This is a genomic window from Actinoplanes awajinensis subsp. mycoplanecinus (assembly GCF_001509495.1).
Lineage (GTDB): Bacteria > Actinomycetota > Actinomycetes > Mycobacteriales > Micromonosporaceae > Actinoplanes > Actinoplanes palleronii.
This window is the reverse complement of sequence record NZ_LLZH01000022.1, coordinates 1-24737: the sequence shown is the minus strand read 5'-3', so window position 1 is coordinate 24737 and position 24737 is coordinate 1. Positions and strand designations below refer to the sequence as shown.

General features: G+C 70.0%; 17 protein-coding genes. 14 read left to right on the top strand and 3 right to left on the bottom strand.

Features of this window, described 5'->3' with window-relative positions:
- Positions 1–409: 409 nt before the first annotated feature.
- Complete coding sequence (locus ADL15_RS05905; protein ID WP_232343925.1) at positions 410–1786, bottom strand: oxidoreductase; 1377 nt, start codon at positions 1784–1786, stop codon at positions 410–412.
- Positions 1787–1881: 95 nt separating this feature from the next.
- Here ADL15_RS05905 and ADL15_RS05900 point away from each other — a divergent pair, with 95 nt between their 5' ends.
- Positions 1882–2451 (top strand): antibiotic biosynthesis monooxygenase, encoded by a 570-nt coding sequence (locus tag ADL15_RS05900; RefSeq protein WP_067685588.1) that lies wholly within the window; start codon positions 1882–1884, stop codon positions 2449–2451.
- 5 nt (positions 2452–2456) lie between these two features.
- Here ADL15_RS05900 and ADL15_RS05895 read toward each other — a convergent pair whose 3' ends face one another.
- Positions 2457–4178, bottom strand: coding sequence for an alpha/beta hydrolase (locus ADL15_RS05895; RefSeq protein ID WP_067685584.1), 1722 nt, complete (start codon positions 4176–4178; stop codon positions 2457–2459).
- A gap of 218 nt (positions 4179–4396) precedes the next feature.
- Between ADL15_RS05895 and ADL15_RS05890 the strand changes: the two genes are divergently transcribed.
- Genes ADL15_RS05890 through ligD form a run of 3 tightly spaced genes read left to right on the top strand, consistent with a single transcriptional unit; the run spans position 4397 to position 8902 of the window.
- Positions 4397–6205: a sensor domain-containing diguanylate cyclase gene (locus tag ADL15_RS05890; RefSeq protein WP_067685583.1), complete on the top strand. Its 1809-nt coding sequence runs from the start codon at positions 4397–4399 to the stop codon at positions 6203–6205.
- A 20-nt stretch (positions 6206–6225) separates the two neighbouring features.
- Positions 6226–7935, top strand: coding sequence for an acyl-CoA dehydrogenase (locus ADL15_RS05885; RefSeq protein ID WP_067685582.1), 1710 nt, complete (start codon positions 6226–6228; stop codon positions 7933–7935).
- A 10-nt stretch (positions 7936–7945) separates the two neighbouring features.
- A complete protein-coding gene (gene ligD, locus ADL15_RS05880; RefSeq protein WP_067685581.1) occupies positions 7946–8902 on the top strand; it encodes a non-homologous end-joining DNA ligase in 957 nt (318 codons plus the stop codon).
- On the opposite strand, the gene ADL15_RS05875 is transcribed toward ligD, so the two are convergent.
- Entirely contained in the window at positions 8899–9891 is a 993-nt protein-coding gene (locus ADL15_RS05875) for a LacI family DNA-binding transcriptional regulator (protein ID WP_232343924.1), read from the bottom strand. The genes ligD and ADL15_RS05875 overlap by 4 nt on opposite strands.
- Positions 9892–10176: 285 nt before the next feature.
- Between ADL15_RS05875 and ADL15_RS05870 the strand changes: the two genes are divergently transcribed.
- The 10 genes from ADL15_RS05870 to ADL15_RS05825 all read left to right on the top strand — a co-directional run bounded on the left by ADL15_RS05870 (position 10177) and on the right by ADL15_RS05825 (position 24495).
- Complete coding sequence (locus tag ADL15_RS05870) at positions 10177–11457, top strand: ABC transporter substrate-binding protein (RefSeq protein ID WP_198170588.1); 1281 nt, start codon at positions 10177–10179, stop codon at positions 11455–11457.
- Positions 11457–12383: a carbohydrate ABC transporter permease gene (locus ADL15_RS05865; RefSeq protein ID WP_067685578.1), complete on the top strand. Its 927-nt coding sequence runs from the start codon at positions 11457–11459 to the stop codon at positions 12381–12383. Before ADL15_RS05870 ends, ADL15_RS05865 begins: the two co-directional genes overlap by 1 nt.
- The gene (locus ADL15_RS05860; RefSeq protein ID WP_067685577.1) at positions 12380–13231 is read left to right on the top strand and encodes a carbohydrate ABC transporter permease; all 852 of its coding nucleotides are present in this window, start codon (positions 12380–12382) and stop codon (positions 13229–13231) included. The genes ADL15_RS05865 and ADL15_RS05860 overlap by 4 nt, the downstream gene beginning before the upstream one ends.
- 25 nt (positions 13232–13256) lie before the next feature.
- The gene (gene arfA / locus ADL15_RS05855; RefSeq protein ID WP_067685576.1) at positions 13257–14780 is read left to right on the top strand and encodes an arabinosylfuranosidase ArfA; all 1524 of its coding nucleotides are present in this window, start codon (positions 13257–13259) and stop codon (positions 14778–14780) included.
- A 534-nt stretch (positions 14781–15314) separates the two neighbouring features.
- Entirely contained in the window at positions 15315–16961 is a 1647-nt protein-coding gene (locus tag ADL15_RS05850) for a beta-1,3-glucanase family protein (protein WP_083970948.1), read from the top strand.
- 215 nt (positions 16962–17176) lie between these two features.
- The gene (locus ADL15_RS05845) at positions 17177–18640 is read left to right on the top strand and encodes a pyridoxal phosphate-dependent decarboxylase family protein (protein WP_198170586.1); all 1464 of its coding nucleotides are present in this window, start codon (positions 17177–17179) and stop codon (positions 18638–18640) included.
- Positions 18640–19926, top strand: a complete 1287-nt coding sequence (locus tag ADL15_RS05840; RefSeq protein WP_067685575.1) for a lysine N(6)-hydroxylase/L-ornithine N(5)-oxygenase family protein — start codon at positions 18640–18642, stop codon at positions 19924–19926. Before ADL15_RS05845 ends, ADL15_RS05840 begins: the two co-directional genes overlap by 1 nt.
- Complete coding sequence (locus ADL15_RS05835) at positions 19923–22133, top strand: GNAT family N-acetyltransferase (protein WP_067685574.1); 2211 nt, start codon at positions 19923–19925, stop codon at positions 22131–22133. The genes ADL15_RS05840 and ADL15_RS05835 overlap by 4 nt, the downstream gene beginning before the upstream one ends.
- Positions 22134–22135: 2 nt before the next feature.
- On the top strand, positions 22136–23938 hold the full coding sequence (locus ADL15_RS05830; protein ID WP_067685573.1) for a penicillin acylase family protein: 1803 nt from the start codon (positions 22136–22138) through the stop codon (positions 23936–23938).
- On the top strand, positions 23935–24495 hold the full coding sequence (locus tag ADL15_RS05825) for a GNAT family N-acetyltransferase (RefSeq protein WP_067685572.1): 561 nt from the start codon (positions 23935–23937) through the stop codon (positions 24493–24495). The genes ADL15_RS05830 and ADL15_RS05825 overlap by 4 nt, the downstream gene beginning before the upstream one ends.
- Positions 24496–24737: the final 242 nt, after the last annotated feature.

Below are 24737 nucleotides of genomic sequence, written 5' to 3'. Positions count from 1 at the left end.
CCAGCTGGGGGTGTCGGGCTGGTTGTGGCGGCCGTTGTGGGTGTGCGATAGGGGCCGTGAGGGCCAGCTGGGGGTGTCGGGCTGGTTGTGGCGGCCGTTTTGGGTGTGCGATAGGGGCCGTGAGGGCCAGCTGGGCGCCTCGGTTGGTGCTGGTGGCCGTGGTGACTTCGGGCCGGTGGCGTGGGAGCCGGGTGGGTGGGTCTGGTGGGGGCGGTCGGGGGCCTGCGCCGACGTACCGTCTGGGTTGGGGCTGGATGAAACGGGTGCCGTGAGGGGCGACAGCGACCCTGACCCGCCGCCCCCTCGCCTGGTGAGCCGGCCTCTGCCACCAGTTGACCTTGAGCGGCGGCACGGGCGGTAACAGGGTGGCGAAGGAGCGGCGGCACTTCTTGGTGGCCGGGGGAGTGGGTCAGCGGGTGTGGGTGAGGCGGGCTACTCGGCCCTGCTCGCCGGAGGCCCAGCAGGCGTGGGTGACACAGGTGACCGCGTCGAAGCTGCCGGTGTCGAAGCGGTGCCAGGTGAGGCCACCGTCCGTGGAGAGGTCACTGCCGGTCGGGCCGACGGCGATGGCGGAGGCGGAGCGGCTGGTGGCCGAGCCGAGGGCGGTGCTGGGAGCGAGGGCGAGGGTGGACCAGGCCACGCCGGAGCGGTATTCGCCGGGCGGGGACGTGGCGGCCGACCAGGTGCGGCCGTTGCGGGTGACGGCGGCTCCGGACGGGGCCGAGGCCGGGGTGGTGTAGTCGCCGCCGACCGCGAGGCCGTGGTGCGGGTCGCGGAAGGCCAGGCCGTAGATGCCGGCGCTGGGGCCGCTCGGGATCGGGCTGCCGGTCGCGGTCCAGGTGCGGCCGCGGTCGGCGGAGCTGAAGACGCGGGCGGTGGCGCCGCCGCCGGTGGCGAAGAAGGCGCGTCCACCGCTGGAGACCAGGCAGGTGCCGCTGGCGGCGAACGCGAACTCGCCGTCCAGGGCGGCCGGCATGCCGGTGGGCGGGCGTACCGTCCAGGAGCGGCCGCCGTCGCTGGTGGCGAGGATCCGGAACTTTCCGTCGACCGGGTCGGAGAGGGCGAGGCCGTGCCGCCGGTCCAGGAACGTGATGCAGTCGTAGAAGGCGGCGGCGTCGTCGTTCTGGAACGTGCGGTTCCAGGAGCGGCCGCCGTCCGCGGTGGTGTAGATCCGGGAGTCGGTGCCGGTGCCGATGGTCAGCGCGACCGCGTGCCGGGCGTCGAACGCCTCTATGTCGCGGAACTGCAGCTCAGCGGCATCGGCCGGGCCGACCGAGGACCAGCTGCGGCCGCCGTCGACGGTGCGCAGGATGGTGCCGGCACTGCCCGCGACCCAGGCCACCGAGGCGCTGACCGGGGCCAGACCGCGGAACCGCGCGGTGCTCCCGGTGTCGGTGAGCCGCCAGGCCGGAGTGTGCGGCGTAGCCGATCCGCCCGACAAATCCGAAAAATCGGATAGGGCGGCGGGATGGGCCGCTGGGGTGGCCGGGCTGGCCGACAGGGCGGCGGGATGGGCCGCTGGGGTGGCCGGGCTGGCCGACAGGGCGGCGGAATGGGCCGCTGGGACGGCCGGGCTGGCCGGCAGGGCGGCAGGATCGGCGGCGAGGGCGGCAGGATCGGCGGCGAGGGCGGCGGGATCGGCCGGCAACGCGGCGGCGCCTGGCAACGCGGCGGCGCCTGGCGGCGTGGCGGCGTGCGACAAAGCGGGCCCCCGCGTGAAGCCACTCGTGGCGGCGAGCGTCGCGACGGCGAGCACGGCTATCGACAACCTTCGTTTGATCGTCATGCTCGCAGAACTTACCGCGCCGGCGAACTGTGTGGCACAGCACTGATCCGTGGGATGCCACGCGCCCGAAACAAGGACTTACCACAATGTGGGACATGAAGTCTCCGCCGCAGCTCGCCGTGACCGTCGCCATCACCCGGCGGGCCGACCCGTCGCGGGCCGCGGAGATGGCCGCGTGGGTCCGGGCCGGTGCGTCGCTCGCCGAGGCCTTCCCCGGTTTCCTCGGCACCGGCTGGGTCCGCCCCGAGCTCGGTTCCACCGAGTGGCACATGCTGTACCGCTTCGCCGACGCCGGAGCTTTGCACGGCTGGGAGGAGTCGCCGGAACGGCAGTGGTGGCTCTCCTCGGCCGAGGGGTTCGTCGAGCACACCCGGGTGGAGAAGCGGACCGGCATCGAGGGCTGGTTCGACCCGCCCCGCGAGCTCCCGGCCGACGAGGGCCTCCCGGAGGCGCCGAAGCCGCCGGCCCGCTGGAAGCAGGCGGTCACCATTTGGCTCGGCTTCTTCCCGGTCAGCCTGCTCTCCGGCTGGCTGCTCGCCCCGCACCTGGTCGACCTGAACCTGGTGCTGCGCACGATGATCAGCACGCTGGTGCTGACCCCGATCATGACCTACCTGGTGCTGCCCAGGGTCACCCGAGCGCTGCAGCCCTGGCTGAAGCGGTAAGTCAGCTAACCGCCCAGCTGGGCACGCAGCCGGACCGTGTCGGCGGTGGTCCACCCCGGTGGCGGGGCGACCGCCGCCCACCCGTCCACCGTCGCCGACTTGTAGACGTGCCCGTGCCCGGTCGGCGCCTTGTTCGCGAAGAGCAGGTCACACGTGGTCTGCCAGAACGTCACCCCGGGGAACCAGTGCATGGCCGGTGTCACGTCCGGCCCACGCTCACCACGCAGCCAGGCCGGTCGTTTCCACAGCAGGTCCCAGCTCCACCAGACGATCGGGTCGGACGAGTTCTGCAGGTAGACCACCCGGGGCCGGACCCCGGGGCGGTCGCGCAGCTCACTCGCGGTGTCGGCGAAGTCCACCGGCAGGCCGGGGTAGACCGGGTCCCAGACCGGTGAGCCGGCCGCCCGCTCCAGGGTGAGCTGATGGTGGACCGGGTTGGCGAAGGTCGGCCCCTCCATCAGCACCCCGTCCGCGCCGGCGACCAGCGCGCCGGCGCTGCCGAAGGTGGCTTCCATGCCGTACGTCCCGAGGCTCTCGCCGAACAGCAACAGCTTGGGCCGATGGTCGGCGGGCAGCGCGGCCCAGCGCTCGCGCACCGCCGTGATCAGGGCTGATGCCGCGTCCACCACCTCGGACCGGTCACCCCAGAAGGCGATCCAGCTCGGCAGGTACGAATACTGCATGGAGACCAGCGCGGTGTCCCCGGCGTACATGTACTCCAGGGACTGGGTCACCCGGTTGTCCACCCAGCCGGTGCCGGTCGGGGTGAACACCGCGACCACGCTGCGCCGGAACGCGCCGGTCCGGTCCATCTCGCGGACCACCAGCTCGGCCCGTGCGGTCATGGTGTCCGCCGAGGCCAGCCCGGCGTAGATCCGGATCGGCTCGGTGGCCGGGTGCCCGGCGAACGCGGCGAGCTGCTCGGCGCTGGGGACGCTGGCCACGAACGCGCGGCCCTGCCGGCCCAGGGTGTCCCACGGCACCAGCGAGTGCGGACCGCCGGAGCGCAGCGACGAGACCGGGACCGTGATGCCGTTCCCAGTGCCGTTGTTGATCACGGCGGCGGACCGGTCGGCGACCGCGAACAGGTGCGCGACCAGCAGCCCGTCGAACGCCGTGTAGCTGAGCACGGCCACCACCACGGTGCCCGCGCAGTACGCCGCCCGGTCCGGGACGATCAGCCGGAACACCTGGGCACAGCCGTGCGTGGCGAGTCGCAGGGTGCGCGCGATCAGCAGGAGCACCCCGAAGGTGAGCAGGCTGGCCCCGACCGTGCGGACGATGTCGTACTCCTGTGCCGGTGGCATCCCGAGTCGCAGCCGTAACTCCCGTTGCCAGCGGACACCGAGCCAGAGGCAGGTGGCGATCATCGGGGTGAGCAGCAGGCCGAGGACCCGCCACCAGATCCGTACGGCCCGGGGCGAGAACCGGAACCGGAGGCGGATCAGCGCGCCGATCGCGGTGCCCAGGGCGTACCCCATGGCGGCCGTGATCCCGGCGACCAGGCCCTGGAGGTAACCGACCCGGGGGAGCAGCGACGGGGTGAACGCGAGGCAGTAGAAGAAGGCCGCGAGCCCGGCGCCGGTGAGGCTGAGCGCGGCCCGCATGATCCGGGGCCGGTGCCGCTCGTCCGGGGGCGGCAGACCGGAGGGGCGCCGGGGGCGGGGGATACGGGCACGCAGCGGCGCGAACCTGTCCGGCGGAGGTGCGACGACCTCTTTGCGCATGCGGTGCTCCGATCGTCGACGGGGGTCGTCGGGTCACATCGCTCGGCGTACGGGTGCGGCTACCCCTCCATCATCGGGGGTCGATGGGCCGGTGCGCCGCCCCGTTTTCGGGGGGTTTTATTCCGCGGGTTCATTCATCCGGGCTCCCGGCTGCCGATCACATCCGGTGAAGGCGGGCTGGCCCCTGCCCATGACGTCCGGTGAGGGAAGGAGGCTTGATGCGGGTCCGGAACTGGATCGCCGTGGTGATCAGCACGCTCCTGCTGCTGGCCGCCGGTGGCATCGCCATCGTGGTCAACCGCTCGGCGTTGAACGCGGCCGACGCCGTGCATCGTGCCGACAGCACCGAGCTGGGCACCAACAACGCCACCCTGACCGGGCAGTTGCAGCTGCTCTCGGCGCAGGAGCTGGTCGAGGTGCTGGCGGAACACCCGCTGACGCTGGCGGCCGGCGCCGAGGCGGACCGGACCCTGCTGATCACGGCCGCCGCCAAGAGCTCGACCTTCCAGTACGGCATGATGATGACCGACCTGGACGGCGGCGTGCTCAACAGCAGCCGGTCGACGGGTCTGCCGTCCGAGGACAACGCGGCCTGGATCCCGATGCGCAAGGAACTGGCCGCCGGCGCCCAGATCGGGTTCTCCGGCGTGATGGTGGTGGACAGCATCGCGCTCGCCGCGGTGGCCGTGCCGATCGTGGTCGGCGGCGCACCGGCCGGCTTCCTGATCGGCCTGAACCAGGTCGCCACCACCTCGCTGCAGAAGTACACCGTGCAGCTGTCCAGCGAGAACCACCGCACCGACGTGGTGGACAGCACCGGGATGGTGGCCGCGAGCAGCGTGCCCGACCTGGTCGGCGGCATGGTGGACGCGGCGATCGTGCCGCAGCTGGGTGGCACCGGGACCCGGTTCCTGCAGTACAAGGCGGGCACCACCGACATGATCGCGATCGTGGTGGCCGGGCTGCCGAGCGGGTACTCGTACGTGCGGAGCCAGACCAAGTCGTCGTTCGACGGCGCGGTGCACAGCCGCAGCCAGACGGTGAACATCACGCTGCTCGCCATGCTGCTGATCGGCGTGGTCGGCATCTCGGTGCTCGGCTACCGCACCCAGATCCAGCGGCGGCGCGCCGACGAGCGGTTCTCGGCGCTGTTCCAGCACGCGCCGGACATCGTCACGGTGATCGACCGGGACGGACGGATGATCTTCACGAGTCCGAGTTCGGCGGCGATCCTGGGCTTCGAGCCCGGCGAGCTCGCCGGGCACAGCGTCTTCGACCTGGTGCACCCGGACGACCAGCCGACCATGAAGGAACGCCTGGACGTCCTGGTCACCGACCCGACCGGGGTGCTGCGCCTGCAGTGCCGGGTGAAGGCGTCGACCGGGCACTACCGCTGGTTCGACTTCACCGCGTCCAACCAGATGACCAACCCGGCCCTGACCGGCGTGGTGATCAACGCCCGGGACATCTCGGAGAACCGGGCGTTCCAGGAGCGGCTGGCGCACGAGGCCCAGCACGACCCGCTGACCGGGCTGCCGAACCGGCGCCGGATGCAGGACGCGCTCAGCTCGTCGCTGCGCCGCGACCCGGTGGCCGTGCTCTTCGTCGACCTGGATGGGTTCAAGCCGGTGAACGACACGCACGGGCACGAGGCCGGCGACGAGTTGCTGCGGCAGGTGGCCGACCGGCTGAGCGGCTGCATCCGGGCCGGCGACGTGCTGGCCCGGGTCGGTGGCGACGAGTTCGTGGTGCTGATGCCGGGCGTGCTCGGCCCGGACGACGTGGCGGCGATGTCCAACCGGGTCCGGCACGTGGTGGAGATGCCGTTCCGGATCGCCGGGCAGCACATCGTCATCGGCGCCAGCGTCGGTGTGCACCTGGCCACGCCGGCCGAGGACCCGGATGCCGCGCTGCGCGCCGCGGACCACGCGATGTACGAGATCAAGCGGGCCGGCGGCAGCCGGGCGTTGCGGGCGCCGGCACAGCGGGTGGTGGAGACCACCGGCAGGCACCGCGCCCGGGACTGAAGTTAGTGCACACTGGGTGCATGAATTCCACCGTGCTGTCCCGGCGAGACCTCGACTTCCTGCTCTACGAGTGGCTCGACGTGGAGAAACTGACCGCCCGGGAGCGGTTCGCCGAGCATTCGCGGGAGACGTTCGACGCGTTCCTGGACGTGTCCCAGCAGATCGCCGAGCGCGATTTCGCCCCGCACAACCGCAAGAACGACCTGAACGAGCCGACCTTCGACGGCACCCGGGTGGAGATCATCCCGGAGGTGGCGCACGCGCTGCGGGTGTTCGCCGAGTCCGGCCTGCTCGGCGCGACGATGGACGCCGAGCACGGCGGGCTGCAGCTGCCGCACGCCGTGCAGCGGGCCTGTTTCCTCTGGTTCCAGGCGGCGAACACGGCCACCTCGGCGTACGCGATGCTGACCGGCGGGAACGCGCACCTACTGCTGGCGCACGGCACCGACGAGCAGATCCGCCGGTTCGTGCACCCGATGCTGGAGGGCCGGTTCACCGGCACGATGTGCCTCTCCGAGCCGCAGGCCGGGTCGTCGCTCAGCGACGTGACCACCCGGGCCACCCGGCAGGCGGACGGCTCGTACCGGGTCACCGGCGGCAAGATGTGGATCTCCGGCGGGGACCACGAGCTGAGCGAGAACATCATCCACCTGGTGCTGGCCCGGGTCGCCGGAGCGCCGGCCGGGGTGAAGGGCCTGTCGCTGTTCATCGTCCCGAAGCGGGACCTGGCGACCGGCGAGCGCAACGGCGTCACGCTGGCCGGGCTGAACCACAAGATGGGCTACCGGGGCACCACCAACGCGGTGCTGGCGTTCGAGGACGCCGCCGCCGAGCTGGTCGGCGAGGAGGGCCGCGGCCTGCAGTACATGTTCCACATGATGAACGAGGCGCGGATCGGGGTGGGGTCGGGCGCGGTCGCTCTCGGTTACACCGGCTATCTGCACGCCCTCGCTTACGCTCGGGAGCGGCAGCAGGGGCGCCCGGTGGCTGCGAAAGATCCGGCTGCGCCGCCGGTCCCGATCGTCGACCACCCTGACGTACGACGGATGCTGCTCGCCAGCAAGTCGTACGTCGAAGGCGGTCTTGCTCTTGTGCTTTATGCGGCGAACCTTCTGGACCAGCCGTCACCGGAGAACGACCTGCTGCTCGACACCCTGACGCCGATCGTGAAGGCCTGGCCCTCGCAGTGGTGCCGGCTCGCCGACGATCACGCGATCCAGATCCACGGCGGCTACGGCTACACCCGGGAGTACCCGGTCGAGCAGTTCTACCGGGACAACCGGCTCAACTCGATCCACGAGGGCACCGACGGCATCCAGGCCCTCGACCTGCTCGGCCGCAAGGTCACCCAGGGTGGTGGCGCGGGTCTCGCGCTGCTGCTGGACCGGATCCGGGCGACCGCGCAGAAGAGTGAGCTGGGCGCGCCGGTGCTGGCCGCCTGCGACCGGCTCGCGGCGACCACGGCGAAGCTCTGGGCGGCCGGCGACCCGGCGAAGGCGCTGGTCAACGCGACGGCCTACTTGGACGCCGCCGGTCACCTGGTGATCGCCTGGATGTGGCTGGAGCAGGCGGACGCGGCGGGGGACTCCGCGGGCGACTTCTACGCCGGCAAGCGCCTGGCGGCGACGTACTTCGTCACCCACGAGCTGCCCCGGATCGGCCCGCTGCTGGACCTGCTCGACTCGGGTGACACCCTGCTTCTCGACCTCGAGGACGCCTGGTTGGGCTAGATTTTCTTCCATGGCAGCGAAAGCCACCACCGTCCAGGCCGGCGACCACGAGGTCCGCGTCTCCAACCCGGACCGGATCTACTTCCCGGAGCTCGGGCTGACCAAGCTCGACCTCGCGGAGTACTACCTCGCGGTGAGTGACGGGATCGTCCGCGCGCTGCGTGAGCGCCCGTGCATGCTGCACCGCTTCCCGGACGGCCTGGCCGGGGACAAGGTGCACCAGAAGCGGGTGCCGAACGGCGCGCCACCGTGGCTGGAGACGGTCCGGGTGACGTTCCCGCGCTACCACCGGCACGCCGACGAACTCTGCGTGACGAAGCCGGCCGACGTGATCTGGGCGGTCCAGATGTCCACCGTGGAGTTCCACCCGTGGAACTCCCGGCGGGCGGACACCGAGCGCCCGGACGAGTGGCGGATCGACCTGGACCCGATGCCGGACTGCCCGTTCGACACCGTGCGCCGGGTCGCCCCGGTGGTCCGCGAGGTGCTCGACGAGCTGGGCATGACCGGTTTCCCGAAGACCTCCGGCGGCCGTGGCCTGCACGTCTACGTCCGGATCGAGCCGCGCTGGGAGTTCGCCGACGTGCGCCGGGCCGCGCTGGCCTTCGCCCGTGAGGTCGAGCGCCGGCTGCCGGACGACGTCACCACCACCTGGTGGCGCAAGGACCGGGACCCGAAGGCGCTGTTCATCGACTACAACCAGAACGCCCGCGACCACACGATCGCCAGCGCGTACTCGGTGCGCGGGGTGCCGGCCGCGACCGTCTCCACCCCGATCACCTGGGACGAGATCGCCGGGGTGCGGCCGCAGGAGTTCACCGTCCGGACCGTGCCGGCCCGGTTCGCCGAGCTCGGTGACCTGCACGCCACCATCGACGACGTGCACCACTCGCTGGACACGCTGCTGGACTGGGCCACCCGCGACGAGCAGGCCGGCCTCGAGACCCCCGCGGAGCCGAAGGCCTAAGCGCCCCCGGTGCTCTGCCGGATGATCAGCTGGTGCGGTGCGCGGATCTCGACGGCCGGCGGCGGGGTGGGGCTGGCGATCCGCAGCAGCAGGCGTTCGACAGCGCTGGTCGCGATCATCTCCTTGTCCGGTGACACGGTGCTCACCGACGGGTTCGAGTACGCGCCGTCCTCGATGTCGTCGTACCCGATCACGGCCACGTCCTCCGGCACCCGCAGACCCCGGCCGACCAGGGTGTGTATCGCGCCGAGGGCGACCAGGTCGGAGTAGCAGAAGACGGCGTCCGGAGGCTCGGCCCGGTCCAGCAGGGCGGCCATCGCCTGGGCGCCGTCCCGGCGGTTGAACCGGGGCGTACTGATGATCAGGTCTTCCCGGGCGGTCAGCCCGCGTGCCTCGTGGGCCTCGCGGAATCCTTGGGTGCGCAGCTGGGCCGCCTCGCCGGTGGCGTACGGCTGGTCGCCGATCGCCGCGAGCCGGCGCCGGCCGAGGCCGAGCAGGTGCTCGGTGGCCTCCCGGGACGCGGCTACGTCGTCGATGCCGACGTGGTCGAACGTGCCGTCGCTGCTGCGTTCGCCGAGGACCACCAGCGGCAGGTTCCGGTCGTGGTCGGCGAGCGCCTTCTGATCGAGGCCGAGCGGGCTGAAGATGATCCCGTCGAAGAGCAGCCGCTGGGAGCCGTGCGCGATGAACGCGCGCTCGTGCTCGGCGTCGCCGTCGGTCTGGTCGATCAAAACGTTATAGCCGCGCTGCCGGGCCGCGCGGATCACGCTCTGCAGCAACTCGGCGAAGTACGGCGTGTCCAGATACGGCACGACCAGTGCGATCTGTCCCGATCGTCCCTGTGCCAGGTTGCGCGCCAGCACGTTCGGCCGATAGCCGAGCTCATCCACCGCACGCTGCACCCGGGTACGGGTCCGCTCGGTGACGTTGGCATACCCGTTGACCACGTTGGAGACGGTGCGGCTGGAAACCCCAGCCAGCTCCGCCACGTCACGTAGCGTGACTTCTCGACGCAATGTGCCCCCTCCGACCGCGCCAAGTTTCCGGCAGGTTACCCCTTGCCGTCGATTGGACGTCCGTGCATGCTGTTTTGCAGCGCTGCAAAAGCGTAGCAACAGTGCCTGAGACGCAGTGAAGAGCTGGTTCGGCCGACCCCCGGTGTGCCAGCACCGGAGGCCGGCTCTTCTGACCTGATCAACTGAAAACCCTGTGAGGACCCAGTGAACGTCAGAAACTTTAGTGTACGACGCTCGGTGATAGCGGCCGTCGCGGCTGTGACCGCGCTGACCGTCGCCGCCTGCAGCGGTGGATCCGACGCCGGCACCGACAAGGCGTCCGGCCCGGTGACCGTGAAGGTCTGGGCGTGGTATCCGTCCTTCCAGCCGGTCGTCGACCTGTTCAACTCCACGCACACCGACATCAAGATCGAGTGGACGAACGCCGGCGCCGGCCAGGACGAGTACACCAAGCTGCAGACCGCGCTCAAGGCCGGCAAGGGCGCGCCCGACGTGGTCATGCTCGAGTTCCAGGAACTGCCCACCTACCAGCTCACCAAGCACCTGGTCGACATGGGCAAGTACGGCGCCAACGACCTCAAGGGCAGCTACGTCGACTGGGCCTGGAAGCAGGTCAGCAACGGCGACAAGGTCTACGCGATCCCGGTCGACTCCGGCCCGATGGCGATGCTCTACCGCGAGGACCTGTTCAAGAAATACGACCTGACCATCCCGAAGACCTGGGACGAGTACAAGGTCCAGGCCGAGAAGCTGAAGGCGGCCACCGCCGGCAAGTCGTTCATGACCGACTTCGGCGCGAACGACGGCGGCTTCCTGACCGGGCTGAGCTGGCAGGCCGGCGCCAAGCCGTACACCTATGACACGGCGAACCCGGCGGAGATCGGGGTGAGCGTCAACGACGCGCCGACCAAGCAGGTCATGTCGTACTGGGAGGGCATGGTCGGCTCCGGCCTGGCCGACACCAAGGCGTACGGCACCACCGACTTCTACAACGGGCTCGGCTCCGGCAAGTACGTGACCTACCTGGCCGCCGGCTGGGGCCCGGGGTACCTGCAGAGCGTGGCCAAGACGACGGCCGGCAAGTGGCGGGCCGCGCCGCTGCCGCAGTGGACCGCCGGCGCGAACGCGCAGGGTGACTGGGGCGGCTCGTCGTTCGCGGTGACCGACCAGTCGAAGAACCCGGAGGCCGCCACCACGGTCGCCAAGGAGATCTTCGGCGCGAACAACACCGAGGCCTGGAAGATCGGCATCGACCAGGCGTACCTGTTCCCGACCGCGACACCGGTGCTCGAGTCGGACGCGTTCCTCAAGAAGAAGTACGACTTCTTCGGCGGCCAGACCGTCAACGACGTGTTCGTGCCGGCCTACAAGGCGATCGCCCCGTTCTCCTGGAGCCCGTTCAACAGCTACAACTTCAACCAGATCACCACCGGGCTGAACCAGGCCATCGAGAAGAAGACCTCGTGGACCGCGGCGCTGGACACCGCGCAGGCCAACATCACCCAGTACGCCACCCAGCAGGGCTTCAAGGTCAAGTAATGACCGAGGTGCAGATCGATGCCGCGGCCGTCGCTCCGGCGGCCGCGGTGCCCTCCCCGCGACCGCCGCTGTTCGGCAGATCGCGGGAGGCCGTCACCGGCTGGCTCTTCGTGCTCCCGTTCGCGGTGCTGCTCGTCGCGTTCCTGCTGCTGCCGATGGCGTACGCGCTGAAGCTCAGCCTCTACCGCTCCACCCTGATCGAGGGTGAGCACTTCGCCTGGTTCGACAACTACAAGCAGGCGTTCCAGGACCCGCTGGTCCGCCAGGGTGTGGGCCGGGTGCTGGTGTTCGGGCTGGTGCAGACGCCCGTGATGATCGGGCTGGCGTTGCTCGCGGCGTTGCTGATCGACCACGCCACGTCGCGCTTCTCCCGGGTCTTCCGGCTCGCCGCGTTCGTGCCGTACGCCGTACCCGTGGTGATCGGCACCCTGATGTGGGGCTTCCTCTACGGCCAGGAGACCGGCCCGTTCAGCTCGCTGCACATCGACTTCCTGTCCAGCTCGTGGGTGCTGGCCTCGCTCGGCAACGTGGTGACCTGGCAGTGGGCCGGCTACAACATGATCGTGCTGTACGCGGCGCTGCAGGGCCTGCCCCGGGAGGTCTACGAGTCGGCCCGGATCGACGGCGCCGGCCCGGTGCAGCTCGCCCTGCGGATCAAGACGCCGATGATCGGATCGGCGCTCATCCTGGCGACCCTGTTCACCATCCTGGGGACGTTGCAGTTCTTCACCGAACCGCTGATCCTGCAGCCGCTCAACCCCGGCTCGATCACCCAGCACTACACGCCGAACGTCTACGCGTACCACCAGGCGTTCTCGTTCCAGCAGTACAACTACTCGGCCGCGATCTCCTTCCTGCTCGGCGCGGTGGTCTTCGTCGGGTCGTACCTCTTCCTCTTCGCGACCAGGAAACGGAGCGCGCTGTGACGAGCACCAAGGAGCGCGCCGGGATCTTCCCGAACGTCGTGATGGGCCTGATGGCGGTGTACTTCCTGCTGCCGTTCTGGTGGCTGCTGGTCGCCGCGACGAAGGACAACGACGGGCTGTTCCAGTCGGCGCCGCTCTGGTTCGCCGACTTCCACCTGGCCGGCAACCTGGAGACGGTGTTCACCCAGGAGAACGGGATCTACCTGATCTGGCTGCGCAACTCACTGCTCTACGCGGTGGTCAGCGGGGTCGGCGCCACGGTGGTCTCCGCGCTCGCCGGATACGCGTTCGCCAAACTGCGCTTTCCCGGTCGTACCACATTGTTTGCTCTGCTCTTGGGTTTGATCATGGTCCCGGCGACGGCGCTGGTGCTGCCCACCTACCTGTTGATGTCGCAGGCCGGCCTGGTCGACTCGATCTGGGCGGTGATCCTGCCGTCGCTGCTCAACCCGTTCGGCGTCTACCTGCTCCGGGTCTACACCCACGAGTCGGTGCCGGACGAGATGCTCGAGGCGGCCCGGATCGACGGCGCCGGTGAGTTCCGGGTGTTCCGCAGCGTCGCGCTGCCGGCCATGCGCCCGGCCCTGGTCACCGTGCTGCTGTTCTCGATGGTCGCGTCGTGGAACAACTTCTTCCTGCCGCTGGTGATGCTCAGCGACGACCATCTCTTCCCGCTCACGGTCGGCCTGCGGACCTGGTACATGTCGGCGATCCTCGGCAACGGCGGCTCCGCCCTGTTCAACGTGATCGTGACCGGCGCCCTGGTGGCCATCCTGCCGCTGATCGTGGCCTTCCTCCTTCTCCAGCGTTACTGGCGCGGTGGCCTGACCATCGGCGCCGTCAAGTGACCCCCCGGTCTTAAGGAACAGCACAATGCTCCGTGCGCGTGTCGCATTGAATCCGGCTGCCGTCGTGGCGCCGGTCAACCGCCGGACCTTCGGCTCGTTCGTCGAGCACATGGGCCGCTGCGTCTACACCGGCATCTACGAGCCGGGCCACCCGAGCGCCGACGAGGACGGCTTCCGCACCGACGTGCTGGCGCTGGCCCGCGAACTCGGGGTCAGCATGGTGCGCTACCCGGGCGGCAACTTCGTCTCCGGCTATCGCTGGGAGGACGGCGTCGGGCCGGCCGAGCAGCGCCCGCGGCGCCGTGACCTGGCCTGGCGCAGCATCGAGACGAACCAGGTCGGCATCGACGAGTTCGCCAAGTGGGCCGAGAAGGCCGACGTGGAGATCATGTACGCGGTCAACCTCGGCACCCGCGGTGTCCAGGAAGCGCTCGACGTTCATGAATACATCAACCACCCGGAAGGCACCGAGCTCTCCGAGCGGCGGCGCACCAACGGCGCGGAGAAGCCGTACGGGATCAAGCTCTGGTGCCTGGGCAACGAGCTGGACGGCCCCTGGCAGACCGGCCACAAGACCGCCGAGGAGTACGGCCTGCTCGCCGCGTCCACCGCGCGGGCGCTCAAGTCCGCCGAGCCGGATCTCGAGCTGGTCGCGTGCGGCAGCTCCAGCTCGACCATGCCGACGTTCGGCGCCTGGGAGTCGACGGTGCTCGAGCACGCGTACGACGTGGTGGAATACGTCTCCTGCCACGCGTACTACGAGGAGCACGACGGGGACCTCGGCTCGTTCCTGGCCAGCGCGGTCGACATGGACCACTTCGTGAACAGCATCGTGGCCACCGCGGACGCGGTCGGCGCCCGCCTGAAGAGCAAAAAGAAGATCAACCTGTCGTTCGACGAGTGGAACGTCTGGTACCTGTCCCGCTTCCAGAGCGCCCCGCTCCCGAAGGAGTGGGAGGTGGCCCCGCGGGTCATCGAGGACCAGTACAACGTGGCCGACGCGGTGGTGGTCGGCAACCTGCTGATCTCCCTGCTCCGGCACAGCGACCGGGTCACCGCCGCCTGCCAGGCCCAGCTGGTCAACGTGATCGCCCCGATCATGACCGAGCCCGGCGGCCCGGCCTGGCGGCAGACCATCTTCCACCCGTTCGCCCGCACCGCGGCCCTGGCCAAGGGTGACGTGCTGGAGACCCGGATCGACAGCCCGACCTACGAGACCGCCCGTTATGGATCGGCCCCGGTGATCGACGCGGTCGCCACGCACGACGCGGCCACCGGCGACGTCACGGTCTTCATCGTCAACCGCGACCAGCAGAACCCGGTCGAACTCACCATCGACCTCTCCGCGTTCGGCGCGGACCTGTCGGTGGCCGACTCCTGGACCCTGACCGACGACGACCTGCGCGCCGCCAACACGAGGGACGAGCCGGAGCGGGTGACTCTCCGCCCGACCACGGACATCCCGACCGGCGGGCTCACCGAGGCCGGCACGGAGGTCCGCCTGACCCTCCCCAGGGTCTCCTGGACCGCCCTCCGGTTGTCCCGCTAGTCCGATTTCGATAGGGGGCGCCGGTCGCTTTCCGGCGCGCCCTATCAAGATCAAATTCAAGAGCTTGATGTCGTGCGTCCGCCGGGGTTCAGATCGTCGCTCCCGCCGGGACCCCTGCGGGCTTCGCTGGCCGCTACGCGTCCAGACCGCGAAGCCCTCCGGGGCGACGCCCGCGGGTGGTAACGGTCACCCCGCGTGCGTGTGAAGTTGTGGTGCGCTCCGCACCGAAAGTCCCCACGCGTCGGCCTGTCCCACCTTGCGTGTGAAGTTGGGGCGCGCTCCGCACCGAAAGTCCCCACGCTCGCCCGGTCCCGCGCCTGTGTGTGAAGTTGTGGTGCGCTCCGCGCCGGAAGTCCCCACGCGTCGGCCGGTCGCGCCGCGGTCCGGTCTTAGGCGGAAAATTTGGGGGAAAGTGTTATCGGGTTCCGGGAAAGACGTCACGTTAAAGGAACCTTAAAGATGTGACCGGAAGCCCCGGGGATTTCCCATAATGGGGTCTTCCCCCGATCACATCTCCCCCGGAGGCGATTCCCGATGCGCCGGAAAAGAACGTTGTTGCTCGCTTCACTGGCGACCGTCGCCGCGGTCGGCACCGCCTGGGTAGCACCGCCCGCGTCCGCCGCTGCCGCCACCGCTACCCTGCGTACGGTGTCCGACTGGGGCTCCGGCTGGCAGGACGAGGTGGTCATCAGCAACGCCGGAACGTCCGCGATGACCTCCTGGAAAGTGGAATTCGACATGCCCGCCGGTGGCACTGTCGGCAGTTTCTGGGACACCCAGATGGCCGTCAGTGGCAGTCACCGGACATTCACGAACAGTAGTTGGAACGGCGCGATTCCGGTCGACGGAAAGGTGACGTTCGGATTCGTCGGCTCGGGTGGCCAGCCGGTCAACTGCAAGCTGAACGGCCAGCCCTGCGGCGGCGCGACCGACGGCGGCACCGTGACCACGGCGCCGACCGTGGTCCCCACGAAGACCGCGACCGTGGCGCCGACCACCGCGGCGCCGACCACCGCGCCGACCGTGGCCCCGACGACGACCACCGCGCCGACGGCCACCCCGACGAAGGCCGCGACCGTCCTGCCGCGCGAGGACCTGCTCCCGGTCACGGTGAGCAACAAGTCCGGCCGCAACGACGCCGTCCACCTCTACGTGCTGGGCGTCAACCTGGACACCGGCAAGCTCGGTTACGTGAACAAGGCCGGCGGCTTCACGCCGTGGACCGGCGGCGCGGCCACCCCGGTCCCGGCTCCGGACGTGTCGATCGACGGCCCGGCCGGCGGCGGCAGCACCACGATCAAGGTGCCGCGCAACCTCTCCGGCCGGTTGTACTTCTCGTTCGGTCAGAAGCTCGACTTCCGGCTGACCCCGGACGGCCTGGTGCAGCCCGCGCCGTGGGCCGGTGGCGACCCGAACCACGACATCCTGTTCGACTGGAGCGAGTTCACCGTCAACTCGTCCGGGCTGTGGCTGAACAGTTCGCAGGTGGACATGTTCGCGATCCCGCACATCGTCGGTGTGACCGGCGGCAGCGGCGTGACCAGCGTGACCGGCGAGGTGAAGACCGGCGGCCGGCAGAAGGTGATCGACGCGATCAAGGCGGACGGCGCGTTCGCGAAGAGCGTGGTGACCCGCGCCGACGGGACCGTGCTGCGGGTGCTGGCGCCGGGCAAGGCGGCCGACGCGGGCCTGATGAGCCCGACCTACCTGGACTCGTACATCACGAGCGCCTGGGGCGCGTACACCTCGAAGGCCCTGACCGTCACGCCGTTCACCGACCAGCCGAGCGTGAAGTACACCGGCCGCACCTCGGGTGACGTCATGAACTTCACCGACACCTCGGGCCGGACGGTGGCCTCGTTCACCAAGCCGAGCACCGCGAACGTCTGGGGCTGCGACGGCGCGCTCGGCGCTCCGAACGACCAGGTCGTCGGCCCGATCGCGCGGACCCTCTGCGCCGCGATGCAGCGCACCACGCTGGGCCGGCTGGACGTCCAGCCGAGTGGCGCGGCTGCCGACTTCTACCAGGGCAACCCGGCCAACCTGTACGCCAAGGTGATCCACGCCAACATGGTCGACGGCAAGGCGTACGCGTTCGCCTTCGACGACGTGCTCAACCAGGAGTCGCTGGTCCACGACGGTGACCCGCGAGCCGCACAGATCACGTTCACTGCCTTCTGAGGCTGAGAACCGGGGCCTGCCGCGCGTGCGGTAGGCCCCATTTGTGTTGTGTGACTAATCACTACTGCTCGATATGCACTCTCGGAAAGGCATGGGACCGCTGCTCATACCCCCTGTGGATCATGAGCGGCCGTTCAGGCTCCAGGTTTCATATTCGTGACCGGCCGGTTAGCCTCCCCTTCGAAGTTAGGTAAGGTTTACCTTAGGAGGCCGCGTTGGAGGAGTCCGTGTCCCCGCATCTGTTCTCCGGGTCCACGCTGGACGCGTACACGTCCGGCGTGTGGCACGCATCGGCGCTGCTCGCCGACCGGGTGAAGGCAGTGCGGCAGCCGTACTCCGGCGCCACCGTCGGTGACCTGCAGGGCCAGGTCGACGCCGTGGATCTGGACCGCCCGCTGGGCGACACCGGTGCCGCGCTGCACGAGGTCGCCCGGCTCTACGTGGACAACGCCGTCTGGTTCCACGAGCCGACCTACGTGGCGCACCTGAACTGCCCGGTCGCCATCCCGGCACTGAGCGCCGAGGTGCTGATCTCCGCGATCAACTCCTCGGTCGACACCTGGGACCAGAGCGCCACCGGCACCCTGATCGAGCGCCGCCTGATCGACTGGACGGCCGGCCGGATCGGCTTCGGCCCCGGCGCGGACGGTGTCTTCACCAGCGGCGGCACCCAGTCCAACCTGCAGGGTCTGCTGCTCGCCCGGGAGGAGGCCCTGGAGGGCCGGTCCCGCGAGGCGAACCTGGCCCGGCTGCGGATCTTCGCGACCACCGAGAGCCACTTCAGCGTCAGCAAGTCGGCCGGCATCCTCGGCCTGGCCGCGGACGCGGTGGTCGGCGTCGCCACCGACGGCACCGGCCGGATGGACCCGGACGCGCTGGTCGCGGCGATCGAAGGGGTACGCCGGGACGGCGGCCTGCCGATGGCCGTGGTCGCCACCACCGGCACCACCGACCTGGGCCGGATCGACCCGGTCGACGTGATCGGCCCGATCTGCGAGAGCCAGGGCATCTGGCTGCACGTGGACGCCGCGTACGGCTGTGGCCTGCTCGTCTCGCCCCGCCGCCGGCACCTGCTGGACGGCATCGAGCGGGCCGACTCGGTCACCGTCGACTTCCACAAGAGCTTCTACCAGCCGGTCAGCTGCAGCGCGATCGTGGTGCGCCGGGGCGAGACGATGCGCCGGATCGCGGTGCACGCCGACTACCTGAACCCGCGGACCGCGACCGTGCCCAACCAGGTGGACAAGAGCCTGCAGACCACCCGGCGGTTCGACGCGCTCAAGCTCTGGATGACGCTGCGCACGATGGGCTCCGAGGAGATCGGCACCATGTTCGACACCGTCGTGGACCGTGCCGCCGAGGTGCACGCCGAGATCGCCCGGGACCCCGACTTCGAGGCGCTCGCCGCGCCGACGCTGAGCACCGTGCTGTTCCGGTACCGGCCGGACGGGATGACCGTCGCCGAGTGCGACGAGCTGATGCCCCGGCTGCGCCAGCGACTGTTCTACGGCGGTGAGGCGATCGTGGCCGGCACCGTGATGGGCGGCCACTACTGGCTGAAGTTCACCCTGCTGAACCCGAACACCACGATGGAACACCTGGCCAACGTGCTGAATCTGCTCCGGCTGACCGGGCGGGACCTGCTCGGCGAGAAGAGCGGCGCGGCGGTGATGGTCTGATGCACACGTACGATTTCGTGGCGATCGGCGCCGGCCCGTTCAACCTCGGTCTGGCCGCGCTCACCGAGGACCTGCCGGACGTGGACGGGATCTTCCTGGAGCAGCGGGCCGGGTTCGACTGGCACCCCGGTCTGATGATCGAGGGCGTCACGATCCAGGTGCCGTTCCTCGCCGACCTGGTCACCATGGCCGACCCGACCTCGCGGTTCAGTTTCCTGAACTACCTCAAGCAGGTCGGCCGGCTGTACCCGTTCTACATCCGGGAGAGCTTCTTCCCGCTGCGCGCCGAGTACAACGAGTACTGCAAGTGGGTCGCCGGCCAGCTGAGCTCGATCCGCTGGAACACCCGCGTGGACAAGGTGACCCACGACGGCGAGGCATATCTCGTGCAGACGGCGGGGGAGACGTTCCGGGCCCGCAAGCTGGTCCTCGGCATCGGCACCGCGCCCCGCGTCCCGGCCGTCGTCGACCAGGGACCGTACGTGCACAGCGCCGACTACCTGGCCAACAAGGCGAAGCTGCAGTCCCTCGACTCGATCACGGTGGTCGGCAGTGGGCAGAGCGCGGCCGAGATCTACCACGACCTGCTCACCGAGATCGACACGTACGGCTACCACCTGAGCTGGATCACCCGGTCGCCGCGGTACTTCCCGATGGAGTACACCAAGCTGACCCTGGAGATGACCTCCCCGGAGTACATCCGGTACCACCACTCGTTGCCGATGGAGGTCCGCGACCGGCTCGGCCGCGAGCAGCGCAACCTCTACAAGGGCATCAGCGCCGACCTGGTCGACGCGATCTACGAGACGCTCTACGCGAAGAGCCTCACCGGCCCGGTGCCGACCACCATGCTCACCGGCGTCGAGCTGGAGGGCGTGATCTGGGACGAGGCCGCCGGCCGGTACACCCTGGCGCTGCAGCACCGGGAGCAGGGCCGCTCGTTCACGGCCGGCACACAGGGCCTGCTGCTGGCCACCGGGTACGCCGCGCGGGTCCCGTCCTTCCTGGACCCGGTCCGCGACCGGATCAACTGGGACGCCCGTGGCCGTTTCGACGTGGCCGTGGACTACTCGGTCGACGTGGCCGGTGACGAGATCTTCGTGCAGAACGCCGAGGAGCACACGCACAGCCTCACCGCCCCTGACCTGGGCATGGGGCCGTACCGGAACTCGGTGATCCTCAAGGGCCTGACCGGCCGGGCGATCTACCCGATCGAGGAGCGGATCGCCTTCCAGCAGTTCGGCGCGCCCACCGCCGACCTTCCCCGACAACTGGTGACGTCATGAACCTCGTACCGCTCGACCTCGACCGCGACCTGGAACTGCTGCACGGCTGGGTGACCCACCCCCGGTCGCACTACTGGGGGCTGCAGGGCGCCGGCCCGGAGCGGGTCCGCGACGAGTACCGGAAGATCGCCGAGAACCCGCACCACCACGCGTGGCTGGGCCTCGACGACGACGGCACCCCGCTGTTCCTGGCCGAGACGTACGACCCCGCGCACAGCGAGCTGGCACCGCACTACGCCGTACGCCCCGGTGACCTCGGCATGCACGTGCTGGTCGCGCCGCCGACCCGGCACCGCGCCGGTGTCACCTCGGCGGTGATGCGCGCGGTGCTGGACTTCTGTTTCGCCCAGCCCGGGATCGACCGTGTCGTGGTCGAGCCGGACGTCCGCAACGACGCGATCCAGCGGAAGAACGCCGAGGCCGGTTTCGTCGTGGAGAAGGACGTCCCACTGCACGACAAGACGGGGCGGCTGAGCTTCTGCACCCGCACCGCGTACGCGATGAGCGCCCCGCACCTGCAGCCCGCCGCGATGGAGTTCGCCAACCGCCGCCTGATCGCGAAGGCGATCGCCGAATTCAGTCACGAGCGCCTGATCACGCCCACCCACGAGGAAGGCGACAGCTACCGCTTCGGTGACCTGACCTTCACGGCCCAGCGGTTCGCCCTGGAGCACTGGGTCGTCGACGCGGACTCCCTGGAGGGCGGCCCGCTCGACGCGCTCGACTTCGTCACCGGGCTGCGCGAGACCCTCGGGATCCCGGAGAAGCTGCTCGGCACGTACCTCGAGGAGATCTCCGCGACGCTGGCCGGCAGCGCCTGGAAGTTCACCCACCGCCGGGAGACTGCGGACGACCTCGTGCACGCGGACTTCCAGACCATCGAGGCCGCGATGACCGAGGGGCACCCCGGTTTCGTGGCCAACAACGGGCGGATCGGTTTCGGACTCCAGGACCACGAGGCGTACGCGCCGGAGGCCGGGCAGCCGGTGCGGTTGCGCTGGGTGGCGGTCCGCAAGGACGCCAGCCTGTTCGTGACCACCGGTGACGAGCGCGAGCACTACCTGGCCGAGTTCGGTGCGGACACGTTGGACCGCTATGAACGTACCCTCAAAGCTCGCGGCCTGGACCCGGACGACTACCGCTACCTACCGGTGCACCCCTGGCAGTGGGAGCACAAGGTCACCGTGACGTTCGCCGCGGACGTGGCCCGCCGGGCGATCGTGCCGCTGGACGAGGGCGACGACCGATACCGTGCGCAGCAGTCGATCCGGACGTTCTTCAACACCGACCGCCCCGAGCGGCACTACGTGAAGACCGCGATCGCGGTGCAGAACATGGGCTTCCTGCGCGGGCTGTCGCCGAAGTACATGCGGGCCACGCCGCCGATCAACGAGTGGGTCAAGTCGCTCGTGGACAGTGACGAGGAGCTGCGGGACTGCGGCTTCTCCGTGCTGCGCGAGCTGGCCGCGATCGGCTACACCGGCGACGCCTACCACCGGACCGGCACGCCCAGCGTCTACACCAAGATGCTCGCGGCCCTCTGGCGGGAGAGCCCGGTGCCGCAGCTGGCCGACGGCGAGCGGCTGGCCACCATGGCCAGCCTGGTGCACCGCGACCGGGACGGCAACGCCCTGGTCACCGCGCTGATCCGGGCCTCCGGCGCCAGCCCGGCCGAGTGGGTCACGGCGTATTTCCGGGCCTACCTGCGGCCGATCGTGCACTGCCTGCTGAAGCACGACCTGGCCTTCATGCCGCACGGCGAGAACCTGATCCTGGTGTTCGAGAACCACGTGCCGCGCCGGGTGTTCATGAAGGACATCGGCGAGGAGGTGGCGGTGATGAACGACCAGCCGCTGCCCGCCGAGGTGGAGCGGATCCGGATCGACGTCTCCGACGAGATCAAGGAACTCGCGCTGTTCACCGACGTCTTCGACGGGTTCCTCCGGCACCTCGCCGGGATCCTGGCGGTCGACGGGGTGCTGTCCGAGAGCGAGTTCTGGGGCCTGGCCGGCGACTGCGTCCGCGGCCACGCCAAGGACCACCCGGATCTGGCCGGTCGCCTCGACCTGTTCCGCCCGGCCTTCGCGCACTCCTGCCTGAACCGGCTCCAGCTGCGCAACACCCTGCAGATGGTGGACCTGACCGACCAGGCCAGCTCACTGATCTTCGCGGGTGAGCTGGCGAACCCGATCGCGGTCTCCGGCTGAGGATGAGCGTCTACCGCGACGACTACGGCATCCCGCACCTGCGGGCCGGCTCGGTCGACGAGCTGGCGTTCCTGCAGGGGCGGGTGACCGCTTCCGATCGGGGTCGCCAGCTGCTCGTCGAGCGCCTGCGGTCGGAAGGCCGGCTGGCCTCGACCATGGGTGCCGCCGAGGTGGACTGGGACCGGTTCGCCCGGCGGGCCATGCTCGACGACACCGCCCAGCGGTGCTTCGTCCGGCTGGCCGACACCACGAAGAGCTGGCTGACCGCCTACGCCGACGGCGTCCGGGCCGGCGGCGTCGACTGGCATCCGTGGTCGTCGCTCGGTGTCTTCCAGGTGCAGCACATCCTGTTCGGCACGTTCCCGAACAAGATGTGGCGCGCCCACGTCGAACGCACGCTCGGCCCGGACGCCGCCGCGTGGTTCGCGGTCGAGGGGCCCGGCGGGTCCGGCAGCAACGCCTGGGCGGTGCCCGGTGAGATCGCCGGCGACCCGCACCGGCTGCTCGAACTGCCCGGCGTCTACCAGCAGATCCGGCTCGCCTGCCCGGAGTTCGACGTGGCCGGGCTGACCTTCCCGGGTGTGCCCGGCGTGCAGCACTTCGGGCACGCCGGCGACGTGGCCTGGGCGATCACCAACGCGATGGCCGACTACCAGGACCTCTACCAGGAACAATTCCGGGAGACGTCCGCCGGGCTCGAGGCCCGTGGCCCGGCCGGCTGGGAGCCGGTCCACAAACATCAAGAGACGATTTTTGTACGCGGTGCCGACCCGATCGTGGTCGACGTCGTGGAGACGTCCCGGGGCCCGGTGATCGACGGGAACCTGAGCCTGCGCACACCGGCCCGCGTCGCGGCCGACCTGGGCTTCGACGCGCTGCTCGGGTTGCTGCACGCGCGGACCGCCGACGACGTGGCCGACGCGTTCGCCGGCTGGGTCGAACCGGTCAACAGCGTCCTGGTCGCCGACGACAGCGGAACGGTGCTGCAGCTCACCGCGGGCCGGGTGCCGATCCGCGACGCCCGGAACCAGCAGGTCCCGGTCCCCGCCTGGGAGCCGCGGTACGCCTGGCAGCCGGGCTGGGTCCCGCCGTTCCGGGCCGCGGTGACCGACGCGGTGAACGCCAACGACCGGCGGCCGGACACCCTGGCCTACGGCGCGGACTTCTCCCCGCCCGGCCGGGCCCGCCGGATCCGCGAGCTGCTCTCGGCCGGCGCCGCACCCGAGCAGATCCACATGGACACCTCGATGCCGGCCGGTTCGGTCGAGGCCGGCCGGCGCGGAGCCGCGCGCTCCGCGGCCGCCCGGAAACTCCACGATCATCCGGCGTTGCGGCCGCTGTTCGCCGAGCACGGGTACGACCCGGTCTTCGCACCGTGGACCGAACCGCGCGGCCGGATCGGCCACTCCCTCGACGGGATCCTCGACGGGCTCGGCCTGTCCGTCTCCGATCTCGCCCCGACGCCGTCCTCGGGCACCTGGGGCTCGCGGCATCTGCTGCACCCGCTCGTCCTGCCCGGGCTGGACTGCGAACTGCCCCGGGTCGAGCTCAGCGGTTCGCCCGGCTGCGTGCTCAACACCACGAGCATCCCGGGCGTCAGCGACCTGTGCTGGCGCGGCCCGGTCGCCCGGTACGTGTGGGACCTCACCGACCGGCAGCGCAGCCGATGGGTCGTGCCGTTCGGCGCCGTCGACGCGCCGGACTCCCCGCACTTCCTCGACCAGCTGCCGCTGTGGGCGAACGGCGAGCTGGTCCCGCTGATCACCGACTGGGACCGTCTCCACCTCGAAGAGGAATCGTCATGACTGCCGTCTTTTCCCGCAAGCTCATCGGGCTGGGCGAGTTCAGCCTGATCCCGCTGGACCCGGCGGTGCACGCCGAGCTGGTGCACTCCTGGGTCACCCAGCCGCGCAACCGGTACTGGGGCATGCTCGACCACACCGTCGACCAGGTGCGCGAGATCTACGCGTTCGTGGCCGGTCTGGACAGCCACCACGCGTACCTGATGCTCATCGACGAGCAGCCGATCGGGGTCTTCCAGACCTACCAGCCGGAGCACGACCCGGTCAGCGAGTGCTACGACGTCCAGGGCGGCGACTTTGGCGTCCACCTGATGTTCTCGCCCGGCGACCGGGAACTGCCCCACCTGACCAGCGTCGCGATGCCCGCGCTGCACGAGTTCGCGTTCCTCGACCCGGCCGTGCGCCGCCTGATCGTCGAGCCGGACATCCGCAACGAGAAGGCCATCACCCGGATGGAACGGCAGGGCTTCGAGCTCGGCCCCACCATCGACCTCGGCCACAAACAGGCCCGCCTGGCCTTCCTCACCCGCACCCGCTGGGAGTCCCTCCACCACGCATGACCCACACCGCCTTGCGGGTGAGGTCGTGGCGCGCCACGCGCCGAAACTCCCCACGCTCCGGGGTCGCCCGCGCTGCGTGTGAAGTTGTGGTGCGCTACGAGCCGAAAGTCCCCACGCTCCGGGGTTTCCGGGCTTGCGTGTGAAGTTGTGGTGCGGTGCGCGCCGAAAGTCCCCACGCTCCGGGGTTTCCGGGCTTGCGTGGGGAGTTGTGGTGCGGTGCGCGCCGAAAGTCCCCACGCTCC

Excerpts from the sequence above, each read along its gene's own strand:
- ADL15_RS05905 (WP_232343925.1), bottom strand. The coding sequence starts at position 1,786 with ATGACGATCAAACGAAGGTTGTCGATAGCCGTGCTCGCCGTCGCGACG.
- ADL15_RS05900 (WP_067685588.1), top strand. The coding sequence starts at position 1,882 with ATGAAGTCTCCGCCGCAGCTCGCCGTGACCGTCGCCATCACCCGGCGG.
- arfA (WP_067685576.1), top strand. The coding sequence starts at position 13,257 with ATGCTCCGTGCGCGTGTCGCATTGAATCCGGCTGCCGTCGTGGCGCCG.
- ADL15_RS05850 (WP_083970948.1), top strand. The coding sequence starts at position 15,315 with ATGCGCCGGAAAAGAACGTTGTTGCTCGCTTCACTGGCGACCGTCGCC.
- ADL15_RS05890 (WP_067685583.1), top strand. The coding sequence starts at position 4,397 with ATGCGGGTCCGGAACTGGATCGCCGTGGTGATCAGCACGCTCCTGCTG.
- ADL15_RS05885 (WP_067685582.1), top strand. The coding sequence starts at position 6,226 with ATGAATTCCACCGTGCTGTCCCGGCGAGACCTCGACTTCCTGCTCTAC.
- ADL15_RS05825 (WP_067685572.1), top strand. The coding sequence starts at position 23,935 with ATGACTGCCGTCTTTTCCCGCAAGCTCATCGGGCTGGGCGAGTTCAGC.
- ADL15_RS05830 (WP_067685573.1), top strand. The coding sequence starts at position 22,136 with ATGAGCGTCTACCGCGACGACTACGGCATCCCGCACCTGCGGGCCGGC.
- ADL15_RS05895 (WP_067685584.1), bottom strand. The coding sequence starts at position 4,178 with ATGCGCAAAGAGGTCGTCGCACCTCCGCCGGACAGGTTCGCGCCGCTG.
- ADL15_RS05840 (WP_067685575.1), top strand. The coding sequence starts at position 18,640 with ATGCACACGTACGATTTCGTGGCGATCGGCGCCGGCCCGTTCAACCTC.
- ADL15_RS05835 (WP_067685574.1), top strand. The coding sequence starts at position 19,923 with ATGAACCTCGTACCGCTCGACCTCGACCGCGACCTGGAACTGCTGCAC.
- ADL15_RS05865 (WP_067685578.1), top strand. The coding sequence starts at position 11,457 with ATGACCGAGGTGCAGATCGATGCCGCGGCCGTCGCTCCGGCGGCCGCG.
- ligD (WP_067685581.1), top strand. The coding sequence starts at position 7,946 with ATGGCAGCGAAAGCCACCACCGTCCAGGCCGGCGACCACGAGGTCCGC.